General features: G+C 37.9%; 16 protein-coding genes, 2 pseudogenes and 1 other annotated feature. Of the genes and pseudogenes, 2 read left to right on the forward strand and 16 right to left on the reverse strand.

Annotated features, from left to right (window positions below; translation table 11 throughout):
- Positions 1–57 precede the first annotated feature (57 nt).
- From CP352_RS06345 to CP352_RS06360, 4 genes and pseudogenes are all read right to left on the reverse strand, one after another.
- Positions 58–459, reverse strand: a pseudogene (locus CP352_RS06345) (ion transporter); the annotation flags it as partial.
- A gap of 76 nt (positions 460–535) precedes the next feature.
- Positions 536–898 (reverse strand): 50S ribosomal protein L7/L12, encoded by a 363-nt coding sequence (gene rplL, locus CP352_RS06350; RefSeq protein ID WP_005720445.1) that lies wholly within the window; start codon positions 896–898, stop codon positions 536–538.
- 52 nt (positions 899–950) lie between these two features.
- Complete coding sequence (gene rplJ, locus CP352_RS06355) at positions 951–1,463, reverse strand: 50S ribosomal protein L10 (protein WP_005720444.1); 513 nt, start codon at positions 1,461–1,463, stop codon at positions 951–953.
- Between the two features lie 43 nt (positions 1,464–1,506).
- Positions 1,507–1,628, reverse strand: a sequence feature (ribosomal protein L10 leader region).
- A 113-nt stretch (positions 1,629–1,741) separates the two neighbouring features.
- Entirely contained in the window at positions 1,742–1,945 is a 204-nt protein-coding gene (locus tag CP352_RS06360) for a hypothetical protein (RefSeq protein WP_227411405.1), read from the reverse strand.
- Positions 1,946–2,026: 81 nt separating this feature from the next.
- On the opposite strand from CP352_RS06360, the pseudogene CP352_RS06365 reads away from it, so the two are divergent.
- Positions 2,027–2,646: pseudogene (locus tag CP352_RS06365) on the forward strand (IS982 family transposase).
- 60 nt (positions 2,647–2,706) lie between these two features.
- On the opposite strand, the gene phoU reads toward CP352_RS06365, so the two are convergent.
- The 11 genes from phoU to rpmG all read right to left on the reverse strand — a co-directional run bounded on the left by phoU (position 2,707) and on the right by rpmG (position 10,157).
- Positions 2,707–3,384 carry a phosphate signaling complex protein PhoU gene (gene phoU, locus CP352_RS06370; protein WP_013085845.1) on the reverse strand — a complete coding sequence of 226 codons (678 nt, stop codon included), beginning with the start codon at positions 3,382–3,384 and terminating at the stop codon, positions 2,707–2,709.
- 17 nt (positions 3,385–3,401) lie between these two features.
- Positions 3,402–4,157, reverse strand: coding sequence for a phosphate ABC transporter ATP-binding protein PstB (gene pstB / locus CP352_RS06375; RefSeq protein ID WP_089145594.1), 756 nt, complete (start codon positions 4,155–4,157; stop codon positions 3,402–3,404).
- 1 nt (position 4,158) lies between these two features.
- Complete coding sequence (pstB, locus tag CP352_RS06380; protein WP_005720438.1) at positions 4,159–4,953, reverse strand: phosphate ABC transporter ATP-binding protein PstB; 795 nt, start codon at positions 4,951–4,953, stop codon at positions 4,159–4,161.
- A gap of 8 nt (positions 4,954–4,961) precedes the next feature.
- Positions 4,962–5,849, reverse strand: a complete 888-nt coding sequence (gene pstA / locus CP352_RS06385; RefSeq protein ID WP_013085844.1) for a phosphate ABC transporter permease PstA — start codon at positions 5,847–5,849, stop codon at positions 4,962–4,964.
- 1 nt (position 5,850) lies between these two features.
- Complete coding sequence (pstC, locus tag CP352_RS06390) at positions 5,851–6,846, reverse strand: phosphate ABC transporter permease subunit PstC (protein WP_013085843.1); 996 nt, start codon at positions 6,844–6,846, stop codon at positions 5,851–5,853.
- Positions 6,847–6,849: 3 nt separating this feature from the next.
- Positions 6,850–7,716, reverse strand: coding sequence for a phosphate ABC transporter substrate-binding protein (locus CP352_RS06395; protein ID WP_023488539.1), 867 nt, complete (start codon positions 7,714–7,716; stop codon positions 6,850–6,852).
- Positions 7,717–7,835: 119 nt separating this feature from the next.
- On the reverse strand, positions 7,836–8,528 hold the full coding sequence (gene rplA, locus CP352_RS06400) for a 50S ribosomal protein L1 (protein ID WP_005720434.1): 693 nt from the start codon (positions 8,526–8,528) through the stop codon (positions 7,836–7,838).
- 77 nt (positions 8,529–8,605) lie between these two features.
- Positions 8,606–9,031 carry a 50S ribosomal protein L11 gene (gene rplK, locus CP352_RS06405; protein ID WP_004045505.1) on the reverse strand — a complete coding sequence of 142 codons (426 nt, stop codon included), beginning with the start codon at positions 9,029–9,031 and terminating at the stop codon, positions 8,606–8,608.
- A 130-nt stretch (positions 9,032–9,161) separates the two neighbouring features.
- Entirely contained in the window at positions 9,162–9,719 is a 558-nt protein-coding gene (gene nusG, locus CP352_RS06410; RefSeq protein WP_089145593.1) for a transcription termination/antitermination protein NusG, read from the reverse strand.
- Between the two features lie 108 nt (positions 9,720–9,827).
- Positions 9,828–9,998 (reverse strand): preprotein translocase subunit SecE, encoded by a 171-nt coding sequence (gene secE / locus CP352_RS06415; RefSeq protein WP_089145592.1) that lies wholly within the window; start codon positions 9,996–9,998, stop codon positions 9,828–9,830.
- 9 nt (positions 9,999–10,007) lie between these two features.
- Entirely contained in the window at positions 10,008–10,157 is a 150-nt protein-coding gene (gene rpmG / locus CP352_RS06420) for a 50S ribosomal protein L33 (RefSeq protein WP_005720427.1), read from the reverse strand.
- Between the two features lie 185 nt (positions 10,158–10,342).
- Between rpmG and CP352_RS06425 the strand changes: the two genes are divergently transcribed.
- The gene (locus CP352_RS06425; protein WP_089145591.1) at positions 10,343–12,088 is read left to right on the forward strand and encodes a 1-deoxy-D-xylulose-5-phosphate synthase; all 1,746 of its coding nucleotides are present in this window, start codon (positions 10,343–10,345) and stop codon (positions 12,086–12,088) included.
- 46 nt (positions 12,089–12,134) lie between these two features.
- Here CP352_RS06425 and CP352_RS06430 read toward each other — a convergent pair whose 3' ends face one another.
- Positions 12,135–13,643 (reverse strand): gluconokinase, encoded by a 1,509-nt coding sequence (locus tag CP352_RS06430; RefSeq protein ID WP_089145590.1) that lies wholly within the window; start codon positions 13,641–13,643, stop codon positions 12,135–12,137.
- Positions 13,644–13,672: the final 29 nt, after the last annotated feature.

The following is a 13,672-nucleotide window of genomic DNA, read 5'->3' on the forward strand; positions in this document are numbered from 1 at the left end:
AACCCTTCTTTTTTTGTTATCTAATTTCTATTTACACAAGAATTTATACTGAACCAAAAAGATTACATAGAGTAGGCCATTAGTATGAAAAATATTACGTAATTTTCCCATCAAACCAGCTAATCGAATCAAACGCAAAAGCCGCAAATCTGATACCAGCCCAGATAAATTAAAAATATTTAAGCTGATAAACAATAACCCCATTGGAATAATACTCAGCAAGTCATAAATGTGAGTTTTGAAATATAGTTTCTTGTCTTCTGCTGCATGTAAGCCACGAAAGTAATCAATTGCAAAATATACTACAATTGCACTATTGATCCAGAACCATTTACTAGTCGGTTCATCAATATTAATAACCGCAGCAAAATCTAAAATAATCAAAAAAATCGAAATAATAGCTAAAATGGCCATTACCCATTGATATGGCGTTAGTCTTCTTTCTATATCTTTCATCATAAATTTAATTATACAAAAAAATAAGCTCTTCGCACATAGCAAAGAGCTTATTCATAGTTGCCCAGTTGGGCTGTAACTATTTAAGGGTTACAGTAGCACCAACTTCTTCAAGCTTAGCCTTGATGTCGTTAGCTTCGTCTTCTGAAACGCCTTCCTTAACGTTCTTAGGAGCACCATCAACAAGGTCCTTTGAGTCCTTAAGGCCAAGACCAGTAATGTCACGAACTGCCTTAATAACCTTAACCTTTTCTTGACCTGCTTCAGTCAATTCAACGTCGAATTCTGACTTAGCAGCACCTGCGTCTGCAGCACCTGCAGCAGCAACTGGAGCAGCAGCAGTAACGTCAAATTCGTCTTCAATAGCCTTTACAAGGTCGTTCAATTCAAGGATGGTAGCACCCTTCAATTCTTCAATAATCTTATCAGTATCTAAAGCCATTTAAGTATCCTCCGAAAAATTAGAATTTAGATATTAAATATAAATTTCTTTATTATTCAGCTGAGTCTTCATCCTTAGATTCAGCAACAGCCTTAACAGCATATGCGAAGTCGCGTACAGGAGCTTGTAATACAGAAACAAGCATTGAAAGCAAACCTTCGCGGCCTGGGATAGCAGCAAGTTCCTTGATTTCATCCTTAGAAGTCAACTTACCTTCAAGCATACCACCCTTAATTTCGATAACGTCAAAGTCATCTTCGTACTTAGAAACGATACGTGCAGGTTCAGTAACGTCATCAGCGTTATCAGTGTAGATAACAGCAGTTGGTCCAACAAAAGTATCATCAAGACCTTCGATACCAGCCTTAGCAGCAGCACGTCTTAAGTAGGTGTTCTTGATAACCTTCATCTTAACATCGTTATCACGAAGTTCCTTACGCATGTTAGTAACTTCTTCAACAGTCAAACCAAGGTAGTTAATTACCAAGATTGCCTTAGCAGCTTTAAGTTCTTCAGCAAATGCATCAACGAACTTTTCTTTTTCAGCAATAGCAGCTTTACTCAAATTATTTCACCTCCATGATCACATTGATAAATTCTATAAGGCCTTAAAAAAGCAAAAACTCCATGCCGAAAGACATGGAGCATAAAAATCTTCATCATCTTCTGGCCTCGGCGGGATTTTGAGGCGTCATGCCACCCGAGTCTTAGGTAGAATTTACAGTTAATTATTATAGCAAGCTTTGCTGTAAAATGCAAAAGATAATTTTATTTATTTTGGTTATTGATGATTTCATTAATTTTATCCACCATCTCGTCTACTTGATCATTGCCAAAAACAGTCTAGTTTGAGTAAGTATTGTTTTGATCTGCTGTATCCCCAAAAGACAAAATTGGAATATTACGTTCCTTAACTTGATCAATTATCTGATAAACTTTATCACCGTAGTTAATGTCCAAATAAGCATCTGCTGTCTTAATTAAGCGTTTCTGTTTTTCACCAATAATTGTTTGGTATAACGCCAATACAGTTTTTGAAATATTCATTAATTATACGCGTGGTGCTAGTTAAATCGTTTTAGTTAATAAAAGTTGTAAGTAATTTAAATAGAAAATAGTCTGATCTAATTGAACTATCTCAAGCTTAAGCGTTTTTCTCACCATTTACAAGTTAGTTTTAATCGGTTAAATGTGATTTGTCGCTCGCTATATAAGCTTTATGCGCCTGATGGACTTAAACATCGTAAAAATGTTGATCAGACCAAGCTTCCTGATAGTTCTATCTTAGCGATGCTCATTTGGCAAACTGAAATTGGGATTGAGTCTCAACGAAGATTTTGTAAATTCTTTGTTGGCTTGTCTCATTCTCGCTTTAATCGGCGAGCTCGGATGCTCTTGCCTCTAATTCGTTGTATCCGTCAGGCTTGGAATCAAGAAGTAAAGACAGCTGGAGAATTTTTGATTATTGATAGTTTCCCAGCCTGTTCGCAATTATCGTGTCAAGATCTTTCGGGGCGTAGCTGATATTGGTTATAAAGCAACCAAGAAAGTCTATTATTATGGCTTCAAGGTCCACGCAATAGTAAGCGATGATGGCAATTAGAAGAAGCATTGAAAGCGACTTTTCTTTGCTTAGTTATTACAACGCTGAGAATAATCGAGCAAGAAGTCCAGTAGGCTTTCAACAGCGGCTAGAAATAGCTATTTTAGCTTATAATATGGCATATTGTCTAGAACGATTTAACTAGCACCACGCGTATCAACTGTTTTTTATTACAAAAAAAGCACCGCTTTTTACGGTACTTTATTTAAATCGTTTCACTTTCAGTTGAATTAGATAGTTCTTCTAGTTCACCCGTAGTTTTATAAACCACCCAGCTAGCCAAGTTAACAATGTGGTCACCGATTCGTTCAAGTAAACGGGTAACTACAAAATAGCTTGATGAAGCCATTGCACGCGAAGGATCATCTTCAATTCCATCAACGATCAATTGACGAGCTCTTACATAGTCGTGGTCAATCATGCTATCACGACTAGCCACTTCACGTGCCATTTTTTCATCATCTTGCACGTAAGCAGTTAAAACTTGAATTAACATATGTCGCACATTATGTGTCATATTAGAAATAATTTCTTCAACTTCTGGAATACGAGGATTACCCTTCACGCGAATTGTTTCAAGAGCAATGCTCATGGCATTTTCACCAATTCGCTCCAAGTCAGTAGTGGCCTTTAAAATACTGATAACAACTCTAAAATCAGTAGCTACCGGTTGCTGCAAGGCCATTAATTTTAAGGCTTGCTTTTGAATATCAATTGATTCTGTAGGAATCTTTTCTTCATCATCAACCATTGACTGCGCAGTCTTTTTATCATGATCAACAAAAGCACGGGTAGCATGGTCAATATCATCGTTGACGAGGACACCCATTTCCATAAATTGTGTATTTAATTTTTTCAGTTCATCCAAAAATATTTCGTGCATCTTTTTACCTCAAAATTTTAACCAAAACGACCGTTAAGATAATCACTTGTGATTTGTTTCTTAGGTGCAATAAACATTTCTTCAGTTGGACTAGCTTCAATCAAATCGCCATTCATCAAAAAGGCGGTCTGATCAGAAATTCGTCCTGCTTGCTGCAAATTGTGAGTCACCATAATAAAAGTATACTGATGCTTTAGTTCCATCAGTGTCTCTTCAATCTCACTACTTGAAATTGGGTCAAGCGCACTTGTGGGCTCATCTAATAAAACAACTTTAGGTCTAACAGCCAACGCACGAGCAATACAAATTCTTTGCTGCTGTCCTCCTGAAAATGCTTGAGCGTTTCTAGTTAAATTGTCCCTTGTTTCTTTCCAAATAGCAGCTTGCTTAAGACTCTCTTCTACCCGCTGATCAATTAGCTCTTTGTCTTTAACACCAGCAATTTTTAAGCCATAAGCCACATTGTCATATACGGAAAACGGGAATGGGGTTGGCTGTTGAAAAACCATGCCGACTTCTTTACGTAGACTGACCAAATCCATTTTAGAATTATAGATATCTTGGCCTTCAAACTTGATTTCACCTGTGATCTTAATGTTTTCGATGTCATCGTTCATTCGATTAAGACAGCGTAAAAAAGTAGATTTACCACAACCACTTGGACCGATCAAAGCTGTTAATTCTTTTTTCTTAAAATCAAGACTGATCCCGTGCAGTGCTTCATAATTGCCATAACTTAGATGTACATCTTTTGCTGAAATTATTGTTGTCATTTTATCCAAAACTTCCCTGAATATAGTTTTCAGTAATCTTACCCTTAGGATTAGTAAAGATCTCTGCCGTTGAATTATATTCAATTGCATGTCCTAAATGGAAGAATGCAGTATAATCACTAATTCTTGAGGCTTGCTGCATGTTGTGAGTTACCATAATCATAGTATACTTACTCCTCAACTGCTTAAGGGTATCTTCCAGTTTAGAAGTAGAAACAGGATCCAAAGCGCTGGCAGGTTCGTCCAGTAGTAAAATTTCTGGCTTAACAGCTAAAGCACGAGCAATGCACAAACGCTGTTGTTGACCACCCGACAATGCTAATGCGCTTTTATCCAGCTTATCTTTAACTTCATCCCATAAAGCAGCCGCACGCAAACTTTCTTCTACAACTCGATCAAGTTCTGCCCGATCCTTATGTCCATCTGCCTTCAAAGCATAAACAATATTTTCTCTAATTGATTTAGGAAATGGATTAGGCCGCTGAAAAACCATGCCAATGTTTTTTCTTAATTCATAAACATTGATATTAGGCTTATTCACATCTAAACCATGAAACCAGATTTTTCCGTTAACAGTTGCTACTCGATCATTCATTCGATTTAATGAACGTAAAAATGTTGATTTACCTGAACCCGAAGCACCGATCAAAGCTGTAATCGTGTTCTTTTTAAATTGAAGACTGGCATCAAATAATTTTTGTACCTTACCGCCATAAAGAACACTTAAATCTTCAGTTGATAATTCCAAATCATCATTTGCAAAAGTTTTAATATAGCTAGGTTTTAAATCTTGCATTATTTCACCTACTTAGCTGCAGTTAACTTGCGGTACAATTTATTGCCTAAATAACGTGCACCTAAATTAAATACGATTACCACAATAACCAAGAGCGCTGAAGTAGCTGCTGAAACAATCGTGGCATCAGGAATAATTCCTTCAGTATTTACTTTCCAAATGTGGACCGCCAATGTTTCGGCTGGCCGCATTACATTAAGTGGACTAGTTGGACTAAATGGATTCCAGTCCGCATAATTGACTGTTGATCCACTTTGTCCCGCTGTATAGATCAAAGCGGCAGCTTCCCCGAAGATTCGGCCCGCACTCAAAATAATTCCAGTTAAAATTCCGGGAAGAGCAGCGGGTAAAACAATCCCGCGAATAGTTTTCCAATTAGATAATCCTAAAGCCAATCCTGCTTCACGTTGATCTTGTGGGACGCCCTTGATTGCTTCTTCAATATTGCTAGTTAAAATTGGCAAATTAAAGAAGGTCAAAGCTAAAGCACCAGAAATAATTGAAAAACCAAAGCCAAATTGAACTACAAACAATAAATAACCAAATAAGCCAACTACAATTGATGGTAATGAACTAAGAATTTGAATTGTAGTTCTAATCAAATTGGTCACCCAATTATCTTTAGCATATTCTGCTAGATAAATTGCTGCTCCTAAAGCAATTGGTAAGGAGATAATAGTAGTCAAAATTAACAAATAAATTGAATTGAAAAGTTGATCACGTACCCCACCACCAGCTTGGTATGATGAGGCTTCGGAACTCAAAAAGTGCCAGGACAAATGTGGAATACCTGTAATCAAGATATCACCTAGGATACCGGCCAAAATTAATACAACAATTCCTACCAAAATATAGATAATCGCCGTAGCTAATTTATCTTTCTTTTTTGCATCCATATTACTTTTGTCCCTTCTTTCCAATTAACTTAACTAGGAAATTAAATACCAAAGACATAATTAAAAGCAATAATGCTAATGACCATAATGCATTGTTTGGCAAAGTTCCCATGACCGTATTTCCCATTTGACTAGTTAATTGGCTAGTTAATGTTGCTGATGGACTGACCAAATTGTATGGCATCAAGACGGCATTACCGATAACCATTTGTACGGCTAAAGCTTCACCGAAGGCCCTTGCCATTCCGAAGATTACCGCCGTCAAAATTCTAGGCGTAGCAACTCGCAAAACAACATGATAAATAGTCTGCCAATGCGTAGAACCTAAGGCCATTGAAGCTTTTCTAAAATGACTTGGTACAGCCTTTAAACTATCAACCGTTAATGATGTGATTGTTGGTAAAACCATAACGAACAACACCAACGTAGCTGCTAAAATACCAAAACCTGTTCCACCAAATAGTTTTCTAATCACAGGCACGATGATAGTTAATCCCAAGAAACCATAAACTACAGACGGAATTCCAACTAATAATTCAGTCACTGACTGTAAGAAATTGGCACCCTTTTTAGATGAATATTCAGTCATATAAAGAGCTATTGCAATTGCAAACGGGGTGGCTACCAATGCTGCTAAAAGAGTTACTAAGAACGAAGTAACGATCATTACCGCAGCACCAACATGATTCTTGCCCTCACCCGGGTCCCAATCAGTTGAAGTCAAAAAGTGAAAGACATTAACATGATCGCTGACAAAAGTAGCCAAGCCGTGATAGCCGACAAAGCCGATAATTGAGACAACTAAGACAATAATCAAAACAATTGCCAAGTAAGTTAAACCCTTGCCCCAATATTCTTGATGAGTCTCTTTAGATGGCTTGGTTAATTTATCAATATCAACACTAGTCGGACCCATCTTTTTTAATTTAACGTGTGGAACGTGTTGACTAGCAATTGCTTGATCAACAACTTCCTTTAATTTATCCTTCTTATCCATGAACTATTTTCCTATTTGTGTAACTTGATTCTTGCTATTACGAGTTACTTTCATTTCATTGATACTGAGGTACCCAATCTTAGGTACAAGATCTTTTTGTACTTTTTCACCTAACATATAATTAATAAACGCTTTAGTTTGTTTGTTGGGTTTACCCTTAGTGTACATGTGCTCATAACACCAAATCTTCCACTTATTAGTAGTAATATTTTTGTTAGTTGGCTTTACCCCATTAATACTCAACTTTTGAATATTGGTATCATGAGCATAAGGAAAGGACAAGTAACTAATCGTACCAGGCGTTGAATTAACAATCTTTTTAACGGCACCGTTAGAGTCCTGTTCTTGCGACTTAACTGGTTTTGTTCCTTGTAAAATTATATCTTCGAAAGCAGATCTAGTACCACTTCCCTTAGAACGATTGATCACAGTTATGGCTTCATTTTTGCCACCTAGTTGCTTCCAATTCGTTAATTTACCAGTGAAGATCTGTTTCAATTGCTTTTGCGAAACATTTTTCACACCTACACCCTTATTAACAATTGGAACAATACCAACTACTGCAATTTTATAATCACGAAGTTTCTTGGCATCAATTCCCTTTTGTGTTTCGGCAAAAACATCAGAGGTTCCAATCTGGACTGCACCAGCTTGAACCTGGCTCAATCCTGTACCTGATCCTCCACCCTGCACGACAATGTTGCTGTCTTGATGACTTAAGCGATAATCATTACCTGCTTGTTCTGCTAAAAGCTGCATTGCACTTGAACCAACAATAGTGATTTTAGAACCATTATTAGCACAGCCCGTAACAAAAGCTAGCATTAGCACCAACATAATGACTAGTTTTCCAATAGAATGCTTTTTCATGACATTATCCTTAATATATAGATTTGTAAGTTCAATTTATGATACCATGTTCGAAAATAATAGGTCAATGAATAGAAAAAAGCCTCGCAATAGCGAGGCTTTTAATAGTCTATTTTAAATTAGTCCAAGTTTAATGGATCAAGCTTGATCCCTGGGCCAAAGGTTGCTGAAACAGCAACACTCTTAATGTATTGACCCTTAGCTGAAGCTGGACGAGCACGTAAGATAACGTCGCGTAATGCGTCAAAGTTTTCAACTAATTGGTCTTCAGTGAATGATACCTTACCAATAGGAGTGTGAATAGCTGCTTGGCGGTCAACACGGTATTCAACTTGACCAGCCTTAACATTCTTAACAGCCTTTTCGATATCCATAGTAACAGTACCAGTCTTAGGGTTAGGCATTAAGCCCTTAGGTCCAAGAATACGACCTAAACGACCTACCTTAGCCATCATCATTGGAGTAGCTACTACAACGTCAAAGTCTAACCAGCCGCCTTGGATCTTTTCTACCAAGTCATCTGAGCCAACAAAGTCAGCACCTGCAGCCTTAGCTTGATCAGCTTGTGGGCCTTCAGCAAATACTACAACGGTTTGGGTCTTACCAGTACCATTTGGTAAAACGATAGAACCACGAATTTGTTGGTCAGCTTGCTTAGGATCTACGCTTAAGTTGTAAGCTACATCAACAGTAGCATCAAAGTTTGCGTATGAAGTTTCCTTAACAAGTTTCATAGCTTCTGCTACTGAGTATAATTTATTTGAGTCTACCTTCTTGGCAGCATCTAAATATTTCTTACCATGCTTTGGCATGTGATTTCCTCCTTGTATATGTGGTCAAACGAGCTTCTCTTAACTCTCCCACCTAATTTGTTACCTAAATAACAGGATTAGTCTTCGACTTCGATACCCATACTTCTAGCGGTACCTTCAACCATGCGCATAGCAGCTTCAATATCAGCAGCGTTAAGGTCTTTCATCTTAGTCTCGGCAATTTCCTTAACTTGGTCCTTGGTTACCTTACCAACCTTCTTGGTATTAGGTTCACCAGAAGCCTTTTGGATCTTAGCAGCTTGCTTTAAAAGAACTGGTGCTGGTGGAGTCTTAGTAATGAATTCGAATGAACGATCTTCATATACAGTAATAACTACAGGGATAATCATGCCCTTTTGGTCAGCGGTTCTAGCATTGAAGTCCTTAGTAAAACCAACAATGTTAATACCAGCTTGACCCAATGCAGGACCAACTGGAGGTGCTGGGGTAGCAGCGCCAGCTGGGATTTGTAACTTAACTACGTTAATAACTTTCTTTGCCACGGTCAAAACCTCCTTGATTCCGTGATGCGGTTAAAATGGAGAATTTTCCTTTTTTCTCCTCCCACAATAATAAACGTACCGTATTAGAATAACATCGTTTGGGTACAATTACAACTAAAAATTCTAAATATTATTCGTTTTCGTCAAGCTTCTTAACTTGATCATAATCAAGTTCAGCAGTAGTCGCACGACCAAACATGTCAACTGATACGTATAATTTGTACTTATCTTGTTGAATATCAGTAATCTTACCTACCATGCCATTAAACGCACCTTCAGTAATAGTTACTGATTCGCCAATATCAAAGTTAGCTACTGGTTTCTTAGCAGGTTGACCTTGATTCTTAAGCAAACGCGTCACTTCTTCATCAAGAAGTGGTGATGGCTTAGAACCACCACCGTGTGAGCCAACGAACCCAGTTACATTAGGTGTGTTTCTAACGATGAACCAACTTTCATCAGTCATTACCATTTCAACTAAAACATATCCTGGGAAAATCTTTTCTTCAATTTCTTGTTTCTTGCCGCGAACGGTTTCTACTTTTTCTTCTTCTGGAACCATTACACGGAAAATGTAGTCTTGCATCCCCATGCTTTGTGCACGTGACAACAAGTCTGACTTAACCTTGTCTTCATAGCCTGAATAAGTATGCAAAACGTACCATTTCTTTTGTGCTGTTTCGACCATATTTTTCTCCTTAAATTTTAGGTAAACAAAAAAACCTCCCACAGAGGTTTTCTTTTAGCTGTCAATATTATAGCATGAATCGCTGATAATTTCTAATTCTGCTAGCAATTACATTAATCTTTGAGTCAACCAAGTGAAGAGCCAGTCAAGTGCACCTAAATATGCCGCAAATAAAATTGAACTAGTAATAACAGTTGCTGTATCACGTCTATTTTTCTTTGCGGATGGCCATTTAACCAATTTCATTTCATGACCAACACTCTTAAAAAACTTAATCATTAGCTTTATTTACCTCGTTTCCTTATGCAATGTCTTCTTACCGCAATGTTTGCAAAACTTTTGAAGTTCAAGTCGCTGAGTGCGATTCTTACTTGCGGTGATTGAGTAGTTGCGTGACCCACAAACACTGCAGGCTAAGGCTGCTTTTTTCACTGCCATAATCTCACTTCCAAACTTTTATAAAAACACATACTTACTCAGTATTTTATACTGTTGTCCCTTCCTACGTCAATAATCTAATTTACATTACTAAAAGTAATCGAGCTCAATTACAACTAAATATTTTTATTTTGATTTTTGCTTATCTATAATAAGTGTAACTACTTGTTAGAAAGGACATAATAATGAATAAACATCCTGAATATCTATTGAATAAAATTTCTGGTCCTGCTGATTTAAAAAAATTATCTCTTCCAGAAATGGAAAAGTTAGCCAGTGAAATTAGGACTCTAATCTTAGAAAAAGATGCCGCTGAAGGTGGTCACCTAGGTCCCGACTTAGGAATCGTTGAAGCTACAATTGCTTATCACTATGTTTTTGATGCACCAAAGGACAAGATTGTCTGGGATGTTTCCCACCAAACTTACCCGCACAAAATGTTAACTGGACGTGCACTCGCTTGGCTTGATCCAGACCACTATGAAGATGTAACTCCATATAGCAACCCTGATGAAAGCCCATATGACTATTACGCCGTCGGTCACACATCTACCTCAATTGCCTTAGCAACTGGGATGGCTAAAGCACGCGATTTAATGGGCAAACATGAAAACATCATGGCCTTAATTGGTGATGGTTCAATGACCGGTGGCCTTGCTTATGAAGGGCTAAACAACGCTGCAATTGAAAAGCATAACTTAGTTGTAGTGGTAAACGACAATCAAATGTCAATTGATGATAACGTCGGTGGCTTAGTTACTGCTTTAAAGAAACTACGTGATTCTAATGGTGAAACCAAAGAAAATCCATTTACTGCAATGGGCTTTGATTACCGTTATGTCGCAGATGGTAATGATATCCAATCAATGATCGATGCTTTTAAAGCAGTTAAAAATGTTGATCACCCTATTTTGCTTCATATCAACACTCTCAAGGGCAAAGGTTATCAACCTGCAATCGACAACGAAGAAGCACACCACTGGGTAATGCCATTCGATTTAAAGACTGACAAGACGACAGTAGCAATACCTGAAGGTCCGACCGCTAGCTCTATTGCACTTGATGTTCTTGAAGATCACATCAATAATGGTGAAAAGATCATGGCTATCAATGCCGCAATTCCCGGCGTTTTCGGCTTAGACAGAATTAAAAACAAATATCCTGAAAACTACCATGATGTAGGAATTGCTGAACAAGAATCCGTTGCCTTCGCTGCCGGAATGGCTAAGGAAGGTGCAACTCCAATTTTATTTGAAAATTCAACCTTCTTGCAACGTGCATTTGATCAATTATCACACGATGTTGCTGCTAATGACTTACCAGTTGTAATGATGGTTGCTGGTGGTGGCATTTCTGGCACAAGTAAGACTCACCTAGGTGTGTTTGATCAAGTAATGATTTCTAACTTGCCTAACTGGATCTACCTTGCTCCAACTAACTTAGCCGAAGAAAAGGCAATGATGGAATGGGCTATTAAGCAAAAGAAGCATCCTGTAGCAATTAAGATGCCTACCAAAGGTGTTCCTGAAGGTAAAGAAATTACTGCTGTTGACTATTCAGAAATCAAGTACGACATTAAACCAGGTAAAGATGTTGCTGTTTTAGCGTTAGGTGATATGTACGATATGCTAGGTAAAAAGGTGGCTGAAAAGACAGGTGCTAGCTTAGTAAATCCAGTTTCTGCTAATATTTTAGACACTGTCGCTTTAGACAAATTGACTCAAGAAAACAAAGTTATTGTTACTATTGAAGACAATATTTTGGACGGCGGTTTTGGTGAAAAAGTAGCTTCCTACCTTGGCGACAAAGATATTAAAGTACTCAACTACGGCCAAAAACGTGTCTATACTGATCAAGTACCTTTGAAAGAAATTTTGAAAGACAATCGTATGACAGTTGATCAGATTGTTGAAGATATTGAAAATGCTTAATAGTTAATCAATCTATGAAAAAAAGACGCAATGCGTCTTTTTTGTTTTACTCAAATTTCTGTGGATGCTTATCTTGAAACTGAGCCAAATCTTCATAAGAGGCTTCAAGTTCATGCTCAATTTTTCGATAAACGAGAATCAATTCTTGATAAATCGCTACATTTTGGGGATTTGGAAAATAAACTTGGCTTTCGGCAGTACGCTTTTTAATCTTTTCCAGGTCTGACTTATCTTCTAATGCAGTTTTAGCTAAAAACATAGCTGCTAGGGTACCACACTGCTCATTTTTAATTACAATCACTGGTAAGTTAAAAATGTCCGCGATTAATTGTCTAACAAAATCACTTTGCACAAAGCCACCAGTAACACGTAAAGCTTGAGGCTGTCCCACTTGATCAAGCAATCCTTGAGAGGCGCCAAGCAAGTTAAAAACAATTCCCTCCAAAACACTTCTAGCCATCTGCGGTTTAGTGTGATTTCGCGTCAAGCCAACAAAAGATCCACGTGCTTGAGCATTCCAAATTGGAGCTCGTTCACCACCAAGATAAGGATGAAACAACAATCCATTACTTCCAGCCGGAGCAGTTTGTGCCACATTTAAGACGTCCTCTGCCGTTTCATCTGGGCCAAAAATTGTTTTTCTGGCCCAATCGAACACAATTCCACCATTATTTACAGGGCCGCCAAGCAAATAATGTTTGGCGTCAACAGGGTAACAGAAAAAGCGATTCTTTTGATCAACAATTGCCTTCGGTGCAATTACTCTAACCGCACCAGAAGTGCCAACATTCAATGCAAAATCTTTCTCATCCAAAACGCCGACACCAATCGTTGACAAATACCCATCGCTTGCGCCCAAAACGATTTGAGTTTCATCATTTAAACCCAATTTAGCACGATATTCTGGAATAATTTTACCCACAGTAGATTGTTGATCAGCAATTGTCGGCAATTGAGCTTGATCTAGCCCAATCTGAGCCAATATCTTTTCATCCCAGGTCAGCGTTTTTAAATTCATCATTCCACTGCCAGCAGCCATAGTTGTATCAGTTAATATTTTTCCAGTTAAGCGCCAAATAATATATTCTTTGATACTAATCCATTTTTTTACTTGTGCAAAAAGTGTTGGCTGTTCTTCTTTAAGCCACAGCAATTTATACACTGGCGCCATCGGATGTGGCGGCATCCCCGTTTGCTGATAAATCATTCTTGCCCAGCCCGACTTTTTTGCCCGCTGCACTACATCACTACTACGATTATCTGCCCAAGTAATGCTGTTTGTCAGTAACTTATTATTTTCACCTAAGCCAATTAAGCTGTGCATCTGACTAGACCAAGAAATTGCCAAAATTTTACCAGATGCTTTCTGACTTAATTGATAAATCATTTTCTGTACCGCGTCAAAAATAAGCTGTGGATCTTCTTCAGCCTGCCCCGCTTCTTCCTGAATCAATGGATAGGAAATTGCCAATTTAGCTACTTCACTTCCATCTTCGCCATACAACACACCTTTAGTCGCAGTAGTTCCTATGTCTATGCCAATTATATATTTCATCTTTAAAATTCTTTCTTAATTTTAGTATA

Origin of the sequence: Lactobacillus sp. UMNPBX1, assembly GCF_002554085.1 — a bacterium.
GTDB classification, from domain to species: Bacteria; Bacillota; Bacilli; order Lactobacillales; family Lactobacillaceae; genus Lactobacillus; species Lactobacillus crispatus.